Origin of the sequence: Streptomyces sp. NPDC048411, assembly GCF_040704695.1 — a bacterium.
Taxonomy (GTDB): Bacteria; Actinomycetota; Actinomycetes; order Streptomycetales; family Streptomycetaceae; genus Streptomyces.
Map to the genome: position 1 here is coordinate 23,615 of NZ_JBEZKL010000060.1, position 19,919 is coordinate 43,533.

Consider the following 19,919-nt stretch of genomic DNA (forward strand, 5'->3'; position numbering starts at 1 on the left):
CAAATGGAGGCGCACGGTGGCGAATTTAACTCAGGAGCACGGCGGCACAGTCGGCGCCGACGGGGCAAAAGGCGCCGCGGGACCGAGTCGGCGCACCGTCGCGGTCGCTCTGGCCTCGGGCCTCGTCGGTGCGGCGCTGGGCGTGCCCGCGCCCGCGGCCCGGGCAGACGGCTGGAGCGCCCCGCGCCCGCAGCGCAGCGGGCGCGGGCGTCACGACCCGGCCCACAGCGACGTGTTGTTCGTCGGCGCCCATCCCGACGACGAGGCCGGCAACCTTTCCACGTTCGGGCAGTGGCGGGAGCAGTACGGGGTCAGCACCGGCGTCCTGACCATCACTCGCGGCGAGGGCGGCGGGAACGCCATCGGCCTCGACGAGGGGCCGGGCCTCGGGCTGATCCGGGAGGGCGAGGAGCGGAAGGCCACCGCGTACGCCGGGATCGACAACATCTACTACCTGGACAAGGCCGATTTCTGGTACACCCTCTCGGCGCCGCTGACCGCCGGGATCTGGGACGAGCGTGACACCCTGGAGCGCGTCGTCCGTCTGATCCGCGCCACCACCCCCGACACGGTGGTCACCATGGACCCGCGCCCGTTCAACCAGCACGGCGGGCATCAGCTCTCCGCGCGGCTGGCTATCGAGGCGTTCTTCCTGGCCGGCGACCCCGGCGCGTTCCCCACACAGATCACCCGCGAGCACTACCGTCCCTGGCGACCTCGGCTGCTGCTGGCCCAGAACTACGGTTTCCGCAGCCTCCTCGGCCCCGACGCGCCCAAGCAGCGCCGCACCGATCCCAACACCGGGCTGCCGGTCTTCGGCGTCTTCTCCGGCACCCGATCGAGCGAGCACGGTGTGAGCTGGGCCCAGGTGGAGACAGACGCAGCCCGCACGTACGCCACCCAGGGGTGGGCCTCCAATCCGTCTGAGGTGCCGACGGACCCCGAGAAGCTGGGCTCCGACTGGTTCACGATGCTGGCCACGCACGGCAAGGCCGTGAAGTCCGAAGTGCGGCCGCAGTCCGGACTGCGGCCGATATACGCGGAGTTCGCCGCCTGGGCGGAGCGCGTCGGCCTGCCCTGGCTGGCCAACAACACGCAGCCCCGCTACCCGGCTGCCCCGTCCACCGTCATCCCCGAGGTGGCTACCGCTCCCGTACTGGACGGTGTGGAGCGGGAAGGCGAGTACCCGGGCCCCGAACTGCCGCTGGTGTACTGGCAGGGCCAGGAGGTCGGCTCGGACGACATTTCGGGGACGGCGAGGCTCGCGCGGCACGGCGACGACCTGTACGTGTTCGTCAAGGTCACCGACGACCGGGCGGGCGCGGCGCTGGGCGAGGGAGACCTCAAGCGGCACTGGCGGACCGACTCGGTGGAGATCGCCATCGACCCGCGTGGCACGGCCGACGACACCTCCGTCACCTTCAAGACAGGCATCTTCCCGTTCTCGGCGAACGGCGGGGGGCCGGTGGCGGAGCGGGACGCCGACAACCACCAAGGCCCCGCGAAGGACACCACGCCTGGCATGGTCGTCGTCGCCACGGTCACCGAGCTGTATGCCGGCTACACGCTGGAGGCGAAGATCCCACTGGGCGAGCTGCCGGCGGCTGCCGACCCGGAGGCGTTCGCCCTCAACGTGATGGTCTACGACTCCGACACCGACGACAAGACCGGCCAGACCCGGCTGGCTTGGTCGCCTTACGGCAGCGCCCAGGCAGATCCGTATGTATGGGGCACGGCGCGGCTTGAGGGGTATACCCCGCCTGCGGACCGGTCCAGCACACCGGCCGAACCGGTCATCCCCACGGATGCGGCGCGCAGCGAGGACTCGCCGGCATCGGTGGCGCAGTCGCGCCGTACCGGGATTCCGCTGGCGGTCGGCCCGCGCACCGGTGGCGGTGACCGACGTGGGTGACGTCGCCCCCCGCCCACTCCAGGGACGCCCTGCGTCCCGATGACACCCCCCAGCCCCCGGGGCCCTGCCCGAGCGCACGGTCCCGGGGACGACGGCCGGAGGGCCCGAAGCGAACGGATCCAGTTCCAGCCGGTCGTTGATGCCATCCTGGTGTCACGGCACCTCGAAATCCCGGCCCGGCCACTTGACCACGAGCCGCGAGCGCAGTCATTGCCAGTTGACGCACGTTGATGCCCCCGCTGCTCCGGCAGGGGCTCGTTCAATGCACTCGCCGACAGTACGGCTCCACGGCTGGCTGCCACCCCGACACCGGTCCAGGGCGTTCAGGATGCCTGTGACGCGATGGCCAGCAGGGGCTGCAGGCTGTCGGCCAAGAAGTCGTCGAACGTGCACGGCGGATGGCCGGTGAGGTTACGGACCGCGGTCGTCGTCGTGGCCTGCTGGTTGCCGTTCCGGGGCGTCGAGGCCGAGCGGCCGACGGCCTGCCAGGGGTTGAAACCCTGGTCGAACTGCTCCTGCAAGACGATGGCCAGTTCCTCCCCGCCGTCGCCTGGATGCGGCGCGGAGGGATGTGCCGCTGCGGGAACTGCCAGGAATAGCGCCGCGACCGCGGGGGGAGCGACTGCGCGAACGAGGCGGCCTCTCGATGATTGCTGACCTCGAGCACGACACTTCCCAACGCGCATAGTCGATAACTATGTGTCATGAAGACGTGGGCCCAGCACGGTCAGGAAGGGAGCGCGCTGCCGCCAACGCCGACGGCGACACCGACGACGAAGGCACCGTAGACGAAAGAAAATCTGACAAAGGGTCGCTCATTCACACGACCCCCATGGAAGAATTGGGAGCAAGCGGACCCCTTGACCAGCAGACGCCGGGAGCCGCAGGCCCGCCGCCGCGGGAGCACAGCCATCTCGACCGGATCGGGCGATAGCCGGTCAACATCAATTGACGCGGCCGACCACGACTGGGGGCACGGGGAGCGGAAGAGTGCTCCCAGACTGCTCCCACCAACACGTCAGGGGCCCTCCAAAGAGGGCCCCTGACCTGCGAGAACTTCCGACATCACTGTCGGGACGACAGGATTTGAACCTGCGACCCCTTGACCCCCAGGAGTGAGGGTCGCCGAAATTGTCCGAACAAAAGGTAGATTTCATGGACGCAGGCCGCGCCTATCGAGGCAGACCGGGCAGGATCGCGCACACCGTGTGGTCCCCAACTGGTCCCCAAGGGACACCATCCGCGCCGGCACAGGCTGCCCTCCCTCCCCCTGCCAGCCTCCGAAGGCAGCGTGGATTAGAGAGCGTTCTCGCGCCGCACCTTCTCAGCTTTACGTCGCAGGTCCCGGACGGCCTCGCGCCATCGCCAGGAATCGTTGGTATGCCAACCCTCTTCCTCGACCGGCCGCCAGTCCGCCAGCTCTTCCAGCTGTGGGATCACCACGTCCAGGTCGACGGAGAGGCGGCGCGTACGCTCGTCGTCAAGTTGCCTCGTGACGTCGTGCAGCCGGTGTGCTGCACGGTAAATGGAGAGCTGAGTGTCGGTGAGCCTCCGTACGGCGCAGCCACCGCACTTGCTGCCCAAGTCGAAGTCGTCACGGGCGAGCAGATCGGAAACGGTCAGGAGGTCGTCGTTGGCCGCGACGCCCCGATCCCGGGTGCGCCTGCACAGAGGCAAGTGCCCCTTGCCCTCGATCCGCGTGCCCGCGTTTGTGGTGTAGAGCTGGGCCTGGCCCAGGATGCCCAGCGGAAGTCCGATGCCGCTGTGCCATCGGTCGGAACTGGGCGGCCTGAAGGGCAAGAGGTCCAGGGGGCCGTGCGCGAGCAGGCGCTGGGAACGATGTTCCCGACTTCACCAAGGGAGAGCGCAAGGGGCCAAGGGAAACGCTCGACTCCGCAACCGATCGAGTAATGAAGGAGGGCGGATACAGGCCACCCCACAAAAAGGGCCCGAGTATCATTTACAACAAGGTGCGCAAGCATCTTTCGCGCAATTGAATCGAGTAAGGCGGCGGTGCAGCAATGGACAAGGACTCGGCCTACCTTCTCTGGCATGTGCATCACCGCGCGGAGGAGGACGGCGAGATTCGCCACTTCAAGACCGAGGATGACTTCTGGGCAGACGAAGAAGGAGGCGACGACGTGAAACTCCTCGGGGTCTACTCAAGCCGCGGAAAAGCAGAATCGCGGATCATCGAGGCTCGAAAGTCGCCAGGATTCTCCAAGGAGCCGCTGTGCTTCCACATCGACCATTACACGATCGACGGCGACGAGTGGACCGACGGCTTCGTAACGGTATGACATTGCACGCCGACTCATGACCACGTTCCCCCAGGTGGGCTGAGCCCGCCCTGTCCCGCGTAAAAACCCCGGATCGGGCCGTTGGTCAGGTCATTTGCGCAGCCCGAATCAGGCCGTCTGTTGGTACTCGTTGATGAGGCCGCCGAGGAGTTGGATGCGGTGGATGCGGTCGCCGAGCGGGATCACCGGGGCTGTCTGGCCGGCTTCCACGGCCTGGGGAGGCCGTTGGCTGAGTGATTGGTGGGGGTGGTGCCGGTTGTAGTGGTCGGTGCAGGTGTCCAGGACGGTGCGCAGGTGCCGCTCGTTCAGGATGAGCATGCGCGCGGTGCACTCGCAGCGGACGGTACCGACCCAGCGTTCCGCGAAGGCGTTCGCCCTCGGTGATCTCGGTGGGGAGAGCAGGACCTGCACGCCGGCGCCTGCGAGGACTGCGTCGAAGGCGTCGGAGAACTTGCCGTCCCAGTCGCGCAGGAAGAACCGGAAGTGGTCCACCCGGTCCTCCAGCGTCACCATCAAATGGCTGGCCTGTCGGGTTACCCAGTCCCGGTTCGGGTGGGCGGTCATGTCGAGGATGTGCACGCGGCGCGTCTCGACTTCCATGACGAACAGCACATACAGGCGCCGGCAGAAGGTGGTGTCCACGTAGAAGAAGTCGCAGGCCAGGAGCCCGGAGGCCTGGGCGCGTAGGAAGGCGGTCCAGGTGTCACAGGCTCGCTGGGCGCGGGCGGAACGTTGCTCTGCCGCAGTACCGCACGGACGGTGGCCGCCGCCACGGTGATGCCCAACTGGGCAAGCTCGCCCCGTATCCGCCGGTGTCCCCAAAGCGGGTTCTCCCGGGCTGGGATCACTGGCGCTCAGGTCACGTCCCGCCGGTTGACGAACAGGCAGGAGAGGCCGAGGCACACCACCACGTACGCCGCGAGTACCAGGCTCGCGGACAGGGGGCCCGAAACCGAGACAACCCCGGGAATCGAGGTGTTCGGCTTGCCGGACGGATCGAGGGCGGTGGCGAGCGACCCGGCGCTCGGTCCGATCAGTAGCCGTTGCACCCACTTGAGGGCGGGAAGGGTGCCGGCCAGTCCGGAAACGAGGTTCTCCAGCGCCAGCAGCCAGAGCAGGCCCACTCCGATGGCCGCCCCAGTGCCGCGCAGCAGGATCGACAGGAAAATGCCCAGGCTCGCCGCGGCCATGCTGATCAGCCAGACGGCGCCGATTCCGCCCAGCAGCGTGGCCGCGTCCGGCCAGTGGGCGGGGCGGCCGGAGAGTGCCGCGACGAGCCCGCTCGCCCCCGCGCTCGCCACCAGCACCAGCACTGTGACGCACAGGACTGCCACCGCTGCCGCCATGGCCTTCCCGAGTACCGCCGAGCTCCGGCCGGGTCCTTGGACCAGAAGGGTGCCCCAGGTGCCCCACCGGTACTCCCCGCCGACGAGGACAGCGCCGAGGATCAGCATCAGCGCGCTGCCGAACATCGGGTACAGGTCGACTGTGCCGGACAGGAACTTGTCCGGCAGCACGCCGCCGATCAGCTGCTCCGGATCACCCGCCGAGCCGACCGGCCGGTTCCTGATGGCCAGCCAGACGACATACGGCACCACCATGCCGAAGGCCACCGCCAGGCCGGCCCATGCCCCGCCGACGACCCAGACACCGGGACGCTTGCGTGTCGCCAGCAGTTCGGCCCGAAGGATGCCGTTCAACTGCCCACCACCTCCATGGATTCCGGTCCGGTGGGCCGGTGGCCCTCCACCAGGTCGAGGAACACGTCCTCCAGGGAGAGGACCTGCTTGCGCAGTTCGCTGACCTCCAGCCCGTTCACCACCAGCAGCCTGTTGACGGCGGCCGCCTCACGCGGGTCGACGACCACGCGCAGCTCCCCGTCGCCGACGATCGCCGAGCGGACCGCCGGCAACTGCCGTACGAGCTCCGCGGCACGCTCGGGCGCGTCCACGGTCACCGTCAGACCACCCTCGCCGACCCCTCGGCGCAGCTCGGCCACCGTTCCCTCGGCGATCAGCCGGCCGTGCCGGATCACGCCCACCCGGTCGCACAGATGCTCCACTTCGGCCAGCAGATGGCTGGACAGCAGCACCGTGCGGTTGTCCCGGCGCAGTCCGGTGATCAGCTCGCGCATGCCCGCCATGCCCTCCGGATCGAGGCCGTTGGTCGGCTCGTCGAGGATGAGCAGAGCAGGGTCCTTCAGCAGCGCGGCGGCCACCGCGATGCGCTGTTTCATGCCGAGCGAGTACGCGCGGAAGGCGACATCCGCCTTGGCCGTCATCCCGACTTCTTCGAGAACCTGCTCGATGCGGGCCGTGGGTACGGTCGCGTAGCCCGCGAGGACGCGCAGATTGTCCCGGCCGGACAGATGCGGATACAGGGCCGGTGCCTCGATCAGTGCTCCCACCCCGCGCAGGCTGCTCCGGGTCCCGGCGCGGTGGCCGAGCACCGTGGCGGTCCCCGAGGTGGGCCGGATCAGCCCCACCAGCATCCGCATGGTGGTGCTCTTCCCGGACCCGTTCGGTCCGAGGAATCCATAGACCTCGCCGCGCCGGACCGTCATGTCGAGGTCGAACACACCGGTTTCCGGGCCGTACCGCTTGGTCAGCCCACTGGTGCGGATCGCGATGTCGTCGCCGCTCTCAGGCATCGGCGGCCTGCCGTTCACCGGAGCGGCCTCGCGCGGCCAGCCCGAGGATGCCGGCCGCCACCACGGACTCCACGGCGAGGATCACCACCGCCCACACCGGGCCCGTCCAGCGCTGAAGGGTGCCGAACCACACCCACATCAGCGCGCAGTAGGCCGCCACGAGGAGCAGGAGCGAGGTGATGCCGTAGATCGCGTAGGCGCGTGCGTCGCGGGGCGGGTAGGCGCTGAGCTGTTCCCGGACGGCGGGGTCGCGCCGGCGCAGTCGCAGCCGCCAGAACCGGTAGGACTCGCGGCGCAGGTCGACGATGTTCAGCGAGTGGGTGAGCATGACGTAACCGTCCGATCGCAGAACCGGCAGCAGACTCATCACGGCGGCTCCGCTGCCGAACAGCAGCAGCCCGGCGGCGAGCGAGCGCCCGGGCACCCCGTCACGGGCCAGCAGCCACCAGGCCAGCACCGGCACGAGCGCCAGCAGACTGACGAAGACGCCCGCGAACGCCGTGCCCACCCGGGCCCTGCGTCGGTGGAAGAGCACGATGTCGTCCGTGCGGCAGTAAGGGGTCAGCATCGGAAACCGCCAGCTGAGCCCGATCTCGGTGACCGTGCCGCCGAAATGGCGGCAGGTCACGCCGTGGGCGAACTCGTGCAGCACGGTGATGCCCCAGAACAGCAGCATCGACAGCGGCACGGTGATCACCCAGGAACTCTGGTGCGTCGCCTCGTGGGTCAGGGTGGACAGGTGCGTCCAGACGAACACCTGCAGAGCGGTCACCAGGATGAACGCGGGGATCAGGAACACCGCACGGAAGGCGAACGCCAGCCGGGCGGCCAGAGCGGCGCACAACCGGTCGGGGCGCAGCATCACCCAGCGCCGGCGCAGCCGGCTCTGCCGTGCCGACTCCTTGGCCTCGTGGGCCTGTCTGAGCTTGTCCAGGGCCGCATCGTCGGCGTATCCGTCGAGCAGTTGGTAGCGGCCGAGCATGGTGAACATCTGCTGCCAGTGCGCGGGCCCCAGCCGGCGGTCGTAGGTGTCGGTATAGCTGCGTCCGATGTCCTCGAGGGTGTGACCGCCGTCCATCAGCCCCATGATGAAGTGCTCACGGGGGCCGACCCGGTAGTAGCAGCCGGTGCGTGCGTCCTTGACGTGGTGCACGGTCTTCGGGCCGGAGCGCAGGGCGGGGCCGAGTACCACCTCGGGCCGGAGCCGGGGCCGGTCGTAGGCCGTTCCGGTCACCGCAGCGCCTCCTTGGGTGCCATGTCGGACAGGGCTCTGCAGATGACGTAGGAGAGATAGATCTCGTCCAGGATGCTCACCCCGAGCCGGTTGTTGGTCATGTGGACGTAGGAGCTGAGCACAATGGCCAACGCGTCCTGCGGGTCCGGCACAGCTCCGTCACGGAACGTCAGGTGTCCGGCGTCGGCCAGTTTCAGTACGCGGTCGCGGAGTTCGGCGCAGTGGGCGAGCCAGGACCCCTCCAGCGGGGTGGGCGACGCCGCCGGGTCGCCCCAGGCACTGTCGCGTACATGCCGCAGCCGGGGCACCAGCCGGTCCTTCATCCGCTCGTAGGAGCGGTCGAAGCGCTCGTGCTGGCTGTCGCTCGGCTCCTGGTACGAGGTCTCCCACATGGTGCGATAGCGGACGAGGAACCGGGCAACCGCGTCCTCGTCCCGCAGCAGGGCGAAGCACAGTCCTGCCGTCAACTGCGCGGCCTGGCCGAGCAGTACGGTCCGCACATGCACATTGGTGGTCTCCAGCAGCACCATCACCGTCTCACTGGACTCCTGGAAGTGCCACTCGGCCAGCTCCATGCCGACCGGGCCACCATAGCGGTCCAGCTCGCGTTCATAGGGGATGGGCGCGACGCTGTTGTTGTCCCGGAACGGCATCTCGCCTTCGGCGCCGTAGAGTTCGTTCCAGCGTTCCTCGGTGTACTCGGCGAGGAACATGTTCTTGTAGAGGTCGCCGCTGGAGTTGCGGTCCTCCTCGTAGAGGGCGGGGCGCTCGCGCAGGTACGCCTCCAGCGTCTCCCGCGCCGCGCGGGCGACTTCGCCGGCCGCCGAAGCGTCGGCCGGCAGCAGACGCAGCCGGATGTGCGGGCCCTCCAGCCAGTAGCGGATGAAGAACCACGAGCGCAGCAGGCCCCGTTCACGAAGGCGTGACATCAGCGGCCGTACGCAGTGCACCAGTACCGGGTTGGCATTCGCGGCGTAGAAGACGTGCAGGCTGATCCAGCCGTCGCCGTCCTCCTGCGTGTCGACGGTACCGCCGTCGTTCGATCCTCGCCTGCCGTCCATCACCGCTCCGTATCTGTTCCGTTGACGCCGTCGAGCTGGACCGTGAGTTCGGTGACGTACCGGTGCCGGCCGTCGCGCAGCCACATCTGATCGGGGCCGGGCAGCATCTCCGTGAGCACCACCGCCGAGGCGGTCTTGCGGACCGCGGTCTCCAGCAGCCGGACGCACGCGTAGGAGTCGAAGTCCACGTACTGCGGCTTGTGTTCACCTCCCATCGAGGCGAACACATGACGCGGGAGCCCCGCTTCGCGCTGCCATTCCCGCCACGCCAGGAACCACTCCTCGTCCGGCTGTCCGGCCACCACCGGCGGCAGCTGGTCGGCGGCGAACCGCCAGGTCTTGCGCTGCAGCACCACATTGCCGAGCCGCACACGGGGGAGGACACCGCTTGCGCCCTCCTGGACGCCGGTGCCCTCCCACAGGTCGAGCTGGACCATGGTGGTGCAGGAGAAGTTCAGCAGCACCTGCTGCACCTCGGGCAGCGCCATCGGCAGCAGGAAGCCGAGGTAGACAGGGATCACCTCGACGCCCAGACGGCGGGAGCGCAACCGCAGACGGTCGGTGGCCGCGTCGTGCTCGACGATCAGGTCCTCCACCGGGATCCGCTCGTGCGGCGGGCGGAAGCTGGTCTCTCCGGGGCAGACGATCTCGTAGGGGGTGACGACCGGGTGGAGGTTCAGGTTGGTCGCGTCGTAGCCGCCCTTGAGCTCGGCGAACACGGCTCCCTCCGGTACGGCGTCGTCCAGCGAGCGGCGCAGTGACGCGGTGAGGGCGTCGTCGAAGCAGTGCGCGAACCGGGAGAAGAGCAGGGTGAGTCCGGAGTAGACCCGGTTGACGACCACGATGGGGTCCTCGGTGCCGTTCTCGGCGAGCTGAAGGAAGAACGACAGCGACCGCAGGTCCTCCGTCCGCGGCAGCAGCTCCTCCACGGTGGCCAGGAAGTCCTCGTCGAGCTCGACGTCGGCTCCCCGCGCGCGGGCTCCGCCGTACCGGACTCTCATCTCTTCGGCCACGGCGGCGCGGGCGCGGTCGATGCCGGCGATCTCCTCCTGCCGGAACCAGTTGTCGTACGGACGCAAGGTGGTGCCGTCGAAGCGCTGATGACGCATCAGGCGCTGGTTGTAGTTGTCGTAGAAGTCCTGGTTGAACTGGTGGGCGAAGGACAGGAAGTCCTCGCAGCGGCCGCCTTCGCCGTAGCGCGCCCGGAAGAACCCCTTGGTGACGAGCCTGCGTACCGCGTTCCCGTCGAACGCCGTTAGGATCCGGGCCAGTTGGCGCAGGCCGGGGGTGAGCTGCCGGGTCCAGGCCGAGGCATCGCCGGTCACCGCCAGCCCGGGCAGTGTGGTGTCCTCGTAGACCAGGGTGCGCAGGACCGGTGTGTCGTCGCGGCCCAGCAGGCGATGCGTCTCGGCCACCGACTCCTTCACGTGGGCGAGTAGTTCACGCCTGCGGGCCAGTCCGGCCCCGGCGAACCGTTCGACGTCCGCGCCCATCCGCTCGACGAGCGTCGCGATGTCGTCGGCCCAGCCCGTCCCCAGTCCCCGTAGCCCGCTTCGGTAGGTGGAGACCGGGTCCGGGTCGTGGATGTCGATGTGCAGATCCGGCACGACGAGCAGGCCGAGCCTGAGCAAGTGGGCGAGATACCGTTCCACTTCCGGCTCGGGGCGCTTGGCGTCCATCGCGCACAACTGCCGTACGGCGTCCTCGAACCGCAGCGTCGTGCCGTCGCCGAACAGCTTGAGCACATCGGCGAGCGCTTCTCCGCCGGGCAGGAAGAACAGGCTCTCGTGGACCGCGTCCAGGGTGACCGCCGCGTCCGCGTTGCCGTCGGCGCCACGCAGCTTGCGCAGGTAGCGGACCCGGTCCTGGTGCACCTGCGTTCCGCTGGTGGCCCGGACCGGCAGGTCATGACGGATCCGGGGGTTCGTGGTCAGCAGTTCCGAGAGTCTGGCGAGTACCGCGATGTTCAGCCGGGTGGTGCCCCGCTTCTCCCACCCGTCGACGGATGCGACGAGCGGCCGGCCGCCGGCCTCGGAGAAGTGGCCCGCGGACACCGCTGTCAGGGTGCTGAACGGGCTGGTCTTGCACGCGGTGCGCAGCAGGTACTCCAGCAGTGACCGTTCGATGCGCCTCTCCCGCTTGCTGAGCGGGCCGCCGGCGCGGTGCAGGTAACCGTCGAGATACTCGTCGAGCGACGGGGACGACAGCTGGATGCCGTGCCGCAGGTCCGTCTCCGTCGCCGCGCGCCGCAGCTCCCGCCGGGCCGCGGCACTCTCCTCGGCCAGGATGCCGGAGCCGGTCCGCAGGAGCGCCTCGTGCCGCTGCCGGTCGGCGGACCATTCGCGCAGCTCGGCGAGTTCGGTGGCCGCCAGCAGCGGCTCGGTTGCCGCCAGGCTGCGTGGCGCACGGGCGTTGAAGACGTCGCGGCGCAGGTTGATCAGCGACCGGCGGGCCGCCGGGTCGTCGAGGCTCTGTGCCACCCGCTCCTGCAGGAAGTCGGCGAGCCGGGCCCCGCGCTCGCGCAGCCGCCGCCGCGCGTCGAGCACGCCGTCCGCCCACGCCGCGCTCGCGGGAGTGGCCAGTGCGGCGGCGGTTTCGAAGGGGAGACCGCCGACGCGCAGCATGAATCTCGGCACCAGGTGCCACCGCACGCGCTCCGTGCTCTCGTGGTCGGGCAGGGTCGCGGCCGACGTCACACGTGACGTCGGTGCCGGCAGCGCACTGGATTTCACGGATCAGCCCTCTCAGACCAGCCGGTAGTCGAAGTCCGCGCTGTCCGCGCGTTCGTGGCCGAGCAGGACGAAGAGGAAGGTTCGCTCGTCCCCGTCGTCGAGGCCGGCCCACTCGTCGATGGCGATGTTGTCGAAGCCGAGCACCGCCCCGCAGCCGACGCCCAGCGCGGCAGCGGCGGTGTAGGCCGTCTGCGCCACCGCGCCCACCTCGGAGTTGAGCACCCGATAGCCGCGGCTGCCGTAGGCGTCGAGCGTGCTGAGCCACCGTCCCGAGATCGCCAGCACGGCGCCGACCTGCTCCAGGTTGTAGTTGCTCAGGTAGTAACTGTGTTGCAGCTTCTCGGCGAGCGGCATTTCGCGCACCACACGGAGCCGGTGCCCGCCGCCGTCGTAGCGGTAGGTGCCGCTGGGCAGCCCGGCGACCCGGTTCGCCAGTACGTACAGCCCTGTCAGCCCCACGTCGTCGGGCACCACGTCCGAGACGTACCGCTGCCCTGACACCGTGCCGGCCAGCACGGTCCCCAGTTCGTCGAGGCAGAGCGGGCGGGAGCGGGTGAACGAGCCGAAGCTGGTCCGGCGGGAGCGCAGCGTCTCGCCAACGTCCTGGCCCAGCCGGTCGGTCAGCGGCTCGGGAAGTACGACGTCCTCGCCCCCGGCGGGCGAGACCGGTACGAGTCCGCGCGCCGCCTCGGGCTCCGGGCGCTCGCGGCGGTCCGCCAGGACCGCATGGTGCACCTGCTCGACCTGCTCGAAGGTGCGGGTCCGCGCCGACCTCTCGAAGCTCGGCCGGTCGATCAGACCGACCGCGCCGTCGCGGTCCGCCGGACCGGTCGCAGCGCCGGCGGGCCCGCCGAACGGCAGCGGGACCACGGCCAGCGCGCACTCCTGGTCGGTTTCGAGTCCCAGCAGCCGGTTCAGCCGTTCGTCGTCGAACCACAGCACGCGGGTGAGGCGTCGGCCCGTGCCCCGCGCGATCAGCTCCCAACTGCCCAGCAGCGCACCGGCGTCCTGGGTCACCACGTGGTAGCAGAAGCTGTTGTACTTGAAGGAGTTCTTCCAGAACCGCACGGTCACCACGAGGAAGCCGTCGGACTCCCCGGAACCGGTCCCGGTCCCGGTCCCGAACTCGCACGCCGCGCGCACCTCATCGGTGAGATCACCGGCCAGCAGGCGCTCGAAGCCATGGTGCGCCGTCGAGTAGTGGTAGACGCCGGGGGTCAGCGGACCGCCCGGCCCGGCCACCCAGTACACCTCCAGCGGGTACATCCCGCCCCCGGATGCGGTACCCCTCCCCCACAGCGCCTCCGGGTACAGCACCCGCACATGGCTGTCCTGGTTCCAGCTCACCCGCAGCCTGCGGTCGAGGACGCCGTAGGACAGCCGCAGCAAGGCGGCGAGCGAGTCGAGCGTCCAGGGCGGGCCTTGGCCGGCGGGCGGTTCGCCGAGGAGTACGTCCGCGGCGCCGGCCAGCGGCAGGCCGGTGGCCGCCGGCAGGGGGAAGCGCCGCACCCCCAGGTAGGTCTTGTGCCGGGAGGGCTGGTCCTCCCAGTCGGGGGTGAATCCGACCGGCTGCATCGGCTCCCGGCCGCGCCGGAACACCGACTCCACATAGTCGCTCACGACCTGCGTGCGGTTCTCGGACACGGGATCTCCTTCTTCGGCCAGGGCTGGCGCCGGCGGGGACGCCTCACGGAAGGCGGCGGGTACGGCTCACGGGAACGGGTGCGGCCTGCGGTTCAGCCCCGTGGGACCGAACCCCTCGTCGCGGGCGTGGATCTCCGCCAGCGCGCCGTCGAGGTAGGCCTTCAGCCTCGGGTGCTCCAGTACACGCTGCCGCTCCCAGCCGAAGTCGATCGGCACCAGCCCCGGCGCCAGCACGCTCAGCGTGCGGATGCCGGTGCCGTCCTGCTCCGGGCAGGTCTGGTCCACCGCGACGACGTCGCTGCCCACCTCGCGCAGCCGTTCCATCACGAAGCGCGCGTCCTCGGCCAGGTCCAGGCTCTCGGGCCGCTGCGCGAGCCACGGGCCGTACAGCTCGTCCATCGACCGGGGCGGCGCCGCGTCCAGCAGGAAGTCGACCGCCGGTGCCATCTCCGGCAGGCCGTACAGCAGTGCGTGGTGGGTGAGTTCGTGCACCCGGTTGTAGTCGGTGACCATCGCGCGCAGGTCGGGCAGTTTCGCCTCCACCCGCTCGTCCATGCCCGGGATGTAGGAGGCGGTCTCCGCGATCGCCGCGCGCACCGCCTCCACCGGGTCGAGGCTCGCGCCGGCGGCGAAGCACAGCCGGCCCATCCCGCCGTCCAACCGCTCGGCCACCGCCATCACCGCGGGCACCGGGACGTCCACGCGCATGTCGAAGAGGCGCATCCGGTAGCCGAGCCTCGCGACCCGGTCCAGTACGAACTGGACCTCCTCGTCGACGACGGTCGCCTGGTCGATCTCCGGCAGCTTCGCCGCGCCGTACCAGCACAGCAGGAACGCGTCGCGCTCGATGAGTTCGAGCATGCCGTGCAACAGCGCCTCCTCGACACTGCTGCCGCTGGCACAGCCGTTGGAGCACTCCTGGACGAACTTCCGGTCCGGGCGGCGGTCCAGGTAGAACACGAACTGCTCGGGCACCAGCAGCGGCCGCTGCTCACCGAACGAGTAGCCCCAGACCCAGTGGGTCGGGGTGTCCGGATGGTAGGGCTGGTAGTAGTCGTTGTGTCCGAAGTAGAACTCGGGACGGTACGAGCCCATCGTCGCGGGGTCGAGGGCCTGCGGCGCCAGTTCGCGGTAACTGCCGTACGTCTCCGGCTGCTTGGCCCGTGGGAACTGGCCCGCGTACCGCTCCATGCCCTCCAGGATGCCGTACCGCTCGCTGCTCGCCGAGCTCTGCGACTGCCCGCTCCACCACATCTCGTGGTAGTCGTACTTGCTGCGCACCCGGAAGTACCCGCTGACGGGCAGGGTGGCGCTGCACTGGTAGACGCGGCGGGCCGCGCTCGCCAACGCTCCGCACACCTCGTTGACCAGGCCGGTGGTCGGCAGGGTCAGGTCCGCCGCCGACGCACCCCGGTAGGTGGTCGGCCCCGGCTTCGGTCGCGGGCCGAGCGGCAATCTCGCGCCCTCGGCGGTGTCGGGCACCGGGGTGGCGCAGCTCTCGCACTCGGAGTCAGGGATCAGGTCGTGGCGGTCGACCGTCAGATCACCGGTCCGCAGCTCCACGATCCGTCCGATCCGCCGGTCGCCGGGGGTGACTTCGCCGTCGGCCGTCTCCGCGTGCACGATTTGCGCGATCTGCTCCAGGGCGAAGGCGGTGAGCGATTCGTCGCCCGCCACCCAGGTGTCCGCGCCGTCCTCGATCGGCCCGCGCTCCTCGACCGGGCGCAGCGCCAGCCAGCGGCGGTCCAGGCAACGGCCGCACGGCCGGCTCGTGCCGTCGGCCCGGTGCAGCGGCCCCATCAGCACCGTCCCGCCGTACAGGCGCACCGGGTAGACGAGTCCTGCGGCCGGCCGCTCCCCGCTCGGCGCCGGCCGCGCCGGCAGGCCGAGCACCCCGACGTCGACCGTGACGCCCGCGCCGGCGCGCCCGGCCAGATAGTCGCGGACGACGTCGGTCACCCGGGGGTCGTCCAGGACCGTCGCGGTGGTCACCGCGTTCGACACCACATTCATCCGTCCACCCAGTCACTCCGAAGATGGGGGTGCGGCTGCCTGCCTCGGCGACGGAGACCGTCGCGTCGGGCAGCCGCACGTGTCAGCCGGACGACCGGGCCGGCGACAGGTGCTCACCGGCCCGGTCAGCTGCCTGCGTCAGCTGGTGCTGCTGCTGCAGGAGCAGCAGCTGCTGGTGGAGCAGGAGCAGCAGCTGGAGCACGAGCAGGACGAGCTGGACCATGCCAGCTCGACGGACTCGTCGGTCATCTCTTCGATCTCGAACGTCGCGCTCTCCAGAGCGCTCAGTTCGTCTCGGAGCTCAACGGACATGGCGATCCTCCCTTCGTGATGGTGGGATGTGCACCCGGAACCGGTGTTCCGAGAACCGTGGCGCGCCTCGAGGGCGCGAACCGGCTCGCTGTCGCGCTACTTCGCAGCAAGCAGGATCGTTCCAGTGACCATCGCGCGGATCGCGCTCAGGTCGATCGGCGTCGTGTCGACGAACAGGGCGCGCGTGCCGTCGGCGTCCAGTCGGCCGAGCGCTTCGGACATCGGCACACCGGGCTGGTCGAAGGACCACTCGGCCTTCGCGTCGCCCTCGGTGAGGGTCCTGGGGTCGAAGTCGGCCACCAGCGGGTCGCCGGGGTCCATGGGCACGCCCTCGTAGTGCCGGCCGACGGCGAGACCGACGGCGTCCCGCACCGCCTCGCTTACCGCGGCGCGCACCGACAGCGCCGAGCCCGTCGCCCAGTCGACCGCCCCGCCGTCGGCGCCCTCGACCACCGCGAGCACCGCGAAGGCCGGTGCGGCGCCGGGCAGCGCGTAGACCCGGGCGGTGTGGCCGATGTGCCGCAGGCTGCCGAGCACGAACGCCGTCTCCTCGTCGCCGGCCAGCCACTCCTCGGTGAGTGGCAGGGCCGGGTCCTCGCCGCGGATCGCGCGGACGAGCCCGCGCTGCGCCAGCGCCGAGCACAGCCCGCGTTCCTGTATGTCCGCCGCGGTCCAGCCGGCCGCCGCGCCCGCGGGGCTCGGCTCGAACAGCAGCTGGGAGTTGGCCGGGGAGAGCGGGTGGACGGCGGCGGCCGGCACCTGCCAGCGGCTTGATTCGTGCAGTGACACCGCGGACAGCCGTGCCCGCATCGCCGACTCCTCCTCGGGTGCGGGCAGGCCGCTGAACAGGGCGAGCCGCTCGGCCGGAACCAGTTCTCCGTCCAGGGGGGCCGCCTCGTCCCGCAGCCCGACGGGCCCGAGCCGGCCCACGTAGCAGGCGACCGCCGCCTGCACCGAGCGCGTGCGGGCGACCAGGACCGTGTCGGTGTCGAACGCGGCGATCTCACGCACCCCGTCGGTCAGCGAGCCGGCCGGCCCGAGCCGCACCCGGCCGGTCTTGAGCGGGATCTGCCGGATCGAGTCGTCCGTCCAGCCGGACATCACGCCGAATCGCGGGGAGACCAGAACAGCCGCACGCCCATAGGCGTCACTTTCGTCCGCGGGCGGGCGTAGGCCGTCGTCGGGCTCCACCCGCTGGTGCCGCATCGGGCATCCGGGATGCGGCAGCACCCGTTCGCGGCCGGCCTCCAGCGTGGTCAGATCCTGGATCACGGCGTGCCGCTCGTCGTCCGGCTGCAACTGGCCGGTGCGCAGCCTGAAGACCTCGAACGCGACGGCATTGCCGGCCATGGACTGCGCCACCAGGCCGCCGGCCGGGGCGTCGCCGCCGGCCGGGCCGACCGCCAGTGAGCGCCAGAAGTCGGCCATCAACCGAGGATCGGAGTTGGCGGACAGCCGAAGCTGCGCGCACACCCAGCACGGCTGCTCCGCGGGCCCGGAGACCGGCCCCACCACCATGCGGTCCGGGTCGGCCACCACCGGGACCAGGCGCGGGCCGTGCGGAACGCCGTGCAGCCGTTCGGCCAGTTCGAGCAGCACACCGCTGCGCGATCCGTCGGCCACTGCCACCACGACGTCGAACGGCGTCAGATCCTCGGGGGTCGACGGCATCACGACGACGTGTGCCGGTGCGCCCGCGTCCGCGAGCCGGGCCGTCTCGGTGTCGAATTCCGATCCCCACGCGGCGTCGTCCAGCGCGATTTCGGCCAGTCCATTGCGCAGCAGGCCGCGCACCGCTGCCGCCGCTACGCCCCCGGGTGGGCCGCTGACCAGGACCCGGCAGGAGCGGAACCGCGCGAAGAGTTCCTGCGGCGTCCGCTGGTCCGCGTGCATGAAATGTTCCACGAAATTGATCTGCGGCGCGAACAGATCCGATACGGCGGCCGGCAGCAGCTGCACGTCAGAGCGCGGGACGGCGCGGGCGAAGCCCCGGTCGAGCAGGGTGCGCATCAGTCCGACTGCGGTTTTGCGTCGGCTGTCGTCCAGCCCTTCACATAATTCCGCGATGCTGGATTCGCCAGTCATTCGAGGACCGAGGACGGACATCCACTCATATGCGCCTGCGCCTTTGAGGACGCAGGATGTCTCTGAACTTCTGAGATAGATTCCGGTGTCGACGCGAAGGAATACCACGTCATTACGCAGCCGGGGTCTTATCTCCATCAGAGGTGCACGGTCGATCGTTTGCATATCGCCCCTTCGCAAGGTCGTACGCCTCTCGACGGTGGGGCATCGCTACCCGCGTCCACCGGGGAGGATTGTGTCGCCCCTGCAATGGCCACGTCAACAGCCCGTACCGACTTCGACGAGTGGTGTCCGTTTGGGCCGCTTTTGGAATCCTTGGCGGACGGCGGCGACCCAGGATCCATATAGGGTCACGGCCTCGGGGCATTATCAGGCTCCGCCGGAGGCGCATTTCTGGGCTCGTCCAGCCGCACTCCGGCCCGGATTTGCTGAACGACACTTAGCGCCCGGCCAAAATCCGCCGACGCCCCACGACTGGCGAAACGCAATCACCCTTGAGCGGAATCACCGTGTAACCGGCGGTAGTCTCTGGTGTTGACGCGTCCTTTACCTGGCAAGGAGATCCCGATCGCAAACAAGTCACCAGTGCGCGGGTGACTCGGCATTCGGCAGCGCGCGCCCCGTGGTCCCAGACTGACGCCTGAACCGGTGCTGACAAGCACGCCAACGGAAGGAACGTGCAGCGCCGCGCGTGAGGGGTGCCAAGTGGCGTCCTCACGAGGCCGCCGCCTGAGCAGTACCGCGCCGGCCTTCGGCGCTCCGCCTCCGCCGTGTCCTCCAGCTCGGCCAGGCGGGCGCGCCCGCGTGTCGTGGTGTCAGCTTCGGGCGTCGGAGCGGCGGCGTTCCAGGGTAAAGGTGTCCACCGGGGTCAGGTCGCCGTGTGGGCCGTCGAAGGTGTAGTACGTCACCCGCATCCGGGTCCGGCCGCTGCGGCGGTCGCCGGGGTCGACGTCGAAGGCGGCGAAGCCGTGGGTGTTCTGGCGGTCCTGGACGGCGGCCCACGGGGCGTCCTCGGTGAGCCAGATCGATTCACGGTACGGCACGGGTGGGCGCGGCTTGTCCTCCAGAGCGACGACCACGCGGCCCTTGGGCTGTTCGAAAAGGTCGTCCTGGGAGGTGGCGATGTTCCCACCACCGCCGATGATCATATGGACGGTGCCCAGGCCGGTGTCGATCAGGTCCTGCCGCGTCGAGGTCGGGATCGGGGTGCGAGTGTCGTTGGGGAGAGCGCCACGCACGGGGTGTGAACGCTCGTAGTGGTGTTCGTGGCCGCTGACGACCAGGTCGACCCCGTAGGCGTCGAAGAGCGGGCCCCACGCCTCGCGCACGCCGAGGTCGCTCCCGCTGCCGTGCATGGAGCTGGAGATCATGGGGTGGTGCATGAAAACGACGATCCAGTCGATCTCCCGGCTTGCCCGCGCTGCCCTCAACTCACTTTGCAACCAACGCTGTTGGGCACCGCCCGAGTATCCGTGCAGATACGTGTCGCCGGTGTCCTGGATCGCCACGTCGTCGTTGGCGAGGCTGATGAAGCGGACCGCGCCGACCGTGAACGCGTACCACATCCCCCGGGTCTCCTCGTCGAGCGAGGCCGTGGAGTCGGGCAGTGTGAAGTACGCCTGGTAGCCCGCTGCACCGATCGGGCCGTTACCGCGCTCGTTCTCGCCGTTGCCGGCGCAGGGCATCCACGGGCGCAGGCGGGCCGAGCGGCTGTTGTTGATGAACCAGTCAGCCCAGGTCGCGACCCGGCTCTGCCCGCGGCGGCCGCCGTACGACGCGTAGCAGAGGTCCCCGTTGACCAGGTTGAACAGCGGCCCGACCCGCTCGACGGCCGCCACGATGTCGGCGGACGCGGGCGAGCCGACCTGGCTGCTGGTGTAACATCGACGCGCTCAGCGACCAGAACTGGGCGGGCGGCATCGCCTGGGCGTTCAGCGAGATCCCTTCGGTGCTGGTGCTGATCGCGCTGGTCTTCC

15 protein-coding genes and 1 pseudogene are annotated in these 19,919 nt (G+C 69.8%); 3 read left to right on the forward strand and 13 right to left on the reverse strand.

Annotation, left to right across the window (positions count from 1 at the left end):
• Nucleotides 1-16 precede the first annotated feature (16 nt).
• Nucleotides 17-1,912: a sugar-binding protein gene (locus AB0915_RS21590; RefSeq protein WP_366692629.1), complete on the forward strand. Its 1,896-nt coding sequence runs from the start codon at nt 17-19 to the stop codon at nt 1,910-1,912.
• 323 nt (nt 1,913-2,235) lie between these two features.
• Here the strand turns inward: AB0915_RS21590 and AB0915_RS21595 are convergent, their stop codons facing one another.
• Nucleotides 2,236-2,433 carry a hypothetical protein gene (locus tag AB0915_RS21595; RefSeq protein WP_366692630.1) on the reverse strand — a complete coding sequence of 66 codons (198 nt, stop codon included), beginning with the start codon at nt 2,431-2,433 and terminating at the stop codon, nt 2,236-2,238.
• A gap of 775 nt (nt 2,434-3,208) precedes the next feature.
• On the reverse strand, nt 3,209-3,712 hold the full coding sequence (locus AB0915_RS21600; RefSeq protein ID WP_366692631.1) for a hypothetical protein: 504 nt from the start codon (nt 3,710-3,712) through the stop codon (nt 3,209-3,211).
• A 221-nt stretch (nt 3,713-3,933) separates the two neighbouring features.
• Here AB0915_RS21600 and AB0915_RS21605 point away from each other — a divergent pair, with 221 nt between their 5' ends.
• Nucleotides 3,934-4,212 (forward strand): hypothetical protein, encoded by a 279-nt coding sequence (locus tag AB0915_RS21605; RefSeq protein ID WP_366692632.1) that lies wholly within the window; start codon nt 3,934-3,936, stop codon nt 4,210-4,212.
• Between the two features lie 108 nt (nt 4,213-4,320).
• Here the strand turns inward: AB0915_RS21605 and AB0915_RS21610 are convergent, their stop codons facing one another.
• The 11 genes from AB0915_RS21610 to AB0915_RS21660 all read right to left on the reverse strand — a co-directional run bounded on the left by AB0915_RS21610 (nt 4,321) and on the right by AB0915_RS21660 (nt 19,781).
• Entirely contained in the window at nt 4,321-4,854 is a 534-nt protein-coding gene (locus tag AB0915_RS21610; RefSeq protein WP_366692633.1) for an integrase core domain-containing protein, read from the reverse strand.
• 212 nt (nt 4,855-5,066) lie between these two features.
• Nucleotides 5,067-5,912, reverse strand: a complete 846-nt coding sequence (locus tag AB0915_RS21615) for an ABC transporter permease subunit (protein ID WP_366692634.1) — start codon at nt 5,910-5,912, stop codon at nt 5,067-5,069.
• Nucleotides 5,909-6,862, reverse strand: a complete 954-nt coding sequence (locus AB0915_RS21620) for an ATP-binding cassette domain-containing protein (protein ID WP_366692635.1) — start codon at nt 6,860-6,862, stop codon at nt 5,909-5,911. The genes AB0915_RS21615 and AB0915_RS21620 overlap by 4 nt, the downstream gene beginning before the upstream one ends.
• The gene (locus AB0915_RS21625; protein WP_366692636.1) at nt 6,855-8,096 is read right to left on the reverse strand and encodes a M50 family metallopeptidase; all 1,242 of its coding nucleotides are present in this window, start codon (nt 8,094-8,096) and stop codon (nt 6,855-6,857) included. Before AB0915_RS21625 ends, AB0915_RS21620 begins: the two co-directional genes overlap by 8 nt.
• Nucleotides 8,093-9,157, reverse strand: a complete 1,065-nt coding sequence (locus AB0915_RS21630; RefSeq protein WP_366692637.1) for a thiopeptide-type bacteriocin biosynthesis protein — start codon at nt 9,155-9,157, stop codon at nt 8,093-8,095. Before AB0915_RS21630 ends, AB0915_RS21625 begins: the two co-directional genes overlap by 4 nt.
• Nucleotides 9,157-11,853: a lantibiotic dehydratase gene (locus AB0915_RS21635; RefSeq protein ID WP_366692638.1), complete on the reverse strand. Its 2,697-nt coding sequence runs from the start codon at nt 11,851-11,853 to the stop codon at nt 9,157-9,159. The genes AB0915_RS21630 and AB0915_RS21635 overlap by 1 nt, the downstream gene beginning before the upstream one ends.
• A gap of 48 nt (nt 11,854-11,901) precedes the next feature.
• Nucleotides 11,902-13,533 carry a SagB family peptide dehydrogenase gene (locus tag AB0915_RS21640; protein ID WP_366692639.1) on the reverse strand — a complete coding sequence of 544 codons (1,632 nt, stop codon included), beginning with the start codon at nt 13,531-13,533 and terminating at the stop codon, nt 11,902-11,904.
• A 66-nt stretch (nt 13,534-13,599) separates the two neighbouring features.
• The gene (locus AB0915_RS21645; protein WP_366692640.1) at nt 13,600-15,546 is read right to left on the reverse strand and encodes a TOMM precursor leader peptide-binding protein; all 1,947 of its coding nucleotides are present in this window, start codon (nt 15,544-15,546) and stop codon (nt 13,600-13,602) included.
• An 82-nt stretch (nt 15,547-15,628) separates the two neighbouring features.
• Nucleotides 15,629-15,769, reverse strand: a complete 141-nt coding sequence (locus tag AB0915_RS21650; protein WP_366692641.1) for a hypothetical protein — start codon at nt 15,767-15,769, stop codon at nt 15,629-15,631.
• A 185-nt stretch (nt 15,770-15,954) separates the two neighbouring features.
• Complete coding sequence (locus AB0915_RS21655; RefSeq protein WP_366692642.1) at nt 15,955-17,943, reverse strand: TOMM precursor leader peptide-binding protein; 1,989 nt, start codon at nt 17,941-17,943, stop codon at nt 15,955-15,957.
• A gap of 815 nt (nt 17,944-18,758) precedes the next feature.
• Complete coding sequence (locus AB0915_RS21660) at nt 18,759-19,781, reverse strand: metallophosphoesterase (RefSeq protein ID WP_366692643.1); 1,023 nt, start codon at nt 19,779-19,781, stop codon at nt 18,759-18,761.
• Between the two features lie 44 nt (nt 19,782-19,825).
• On the opposite strand from AB0915_RS21660, the pseudogene AB0915_RS21665 reads away from it, so the two are divergent.
• Nucleotides 19,826-19,919 (forward strand): annotated as a pseudogene (locus AB0915_RS21665) (cytochrome c oxidase assembly protein); the annotation flags it as partial.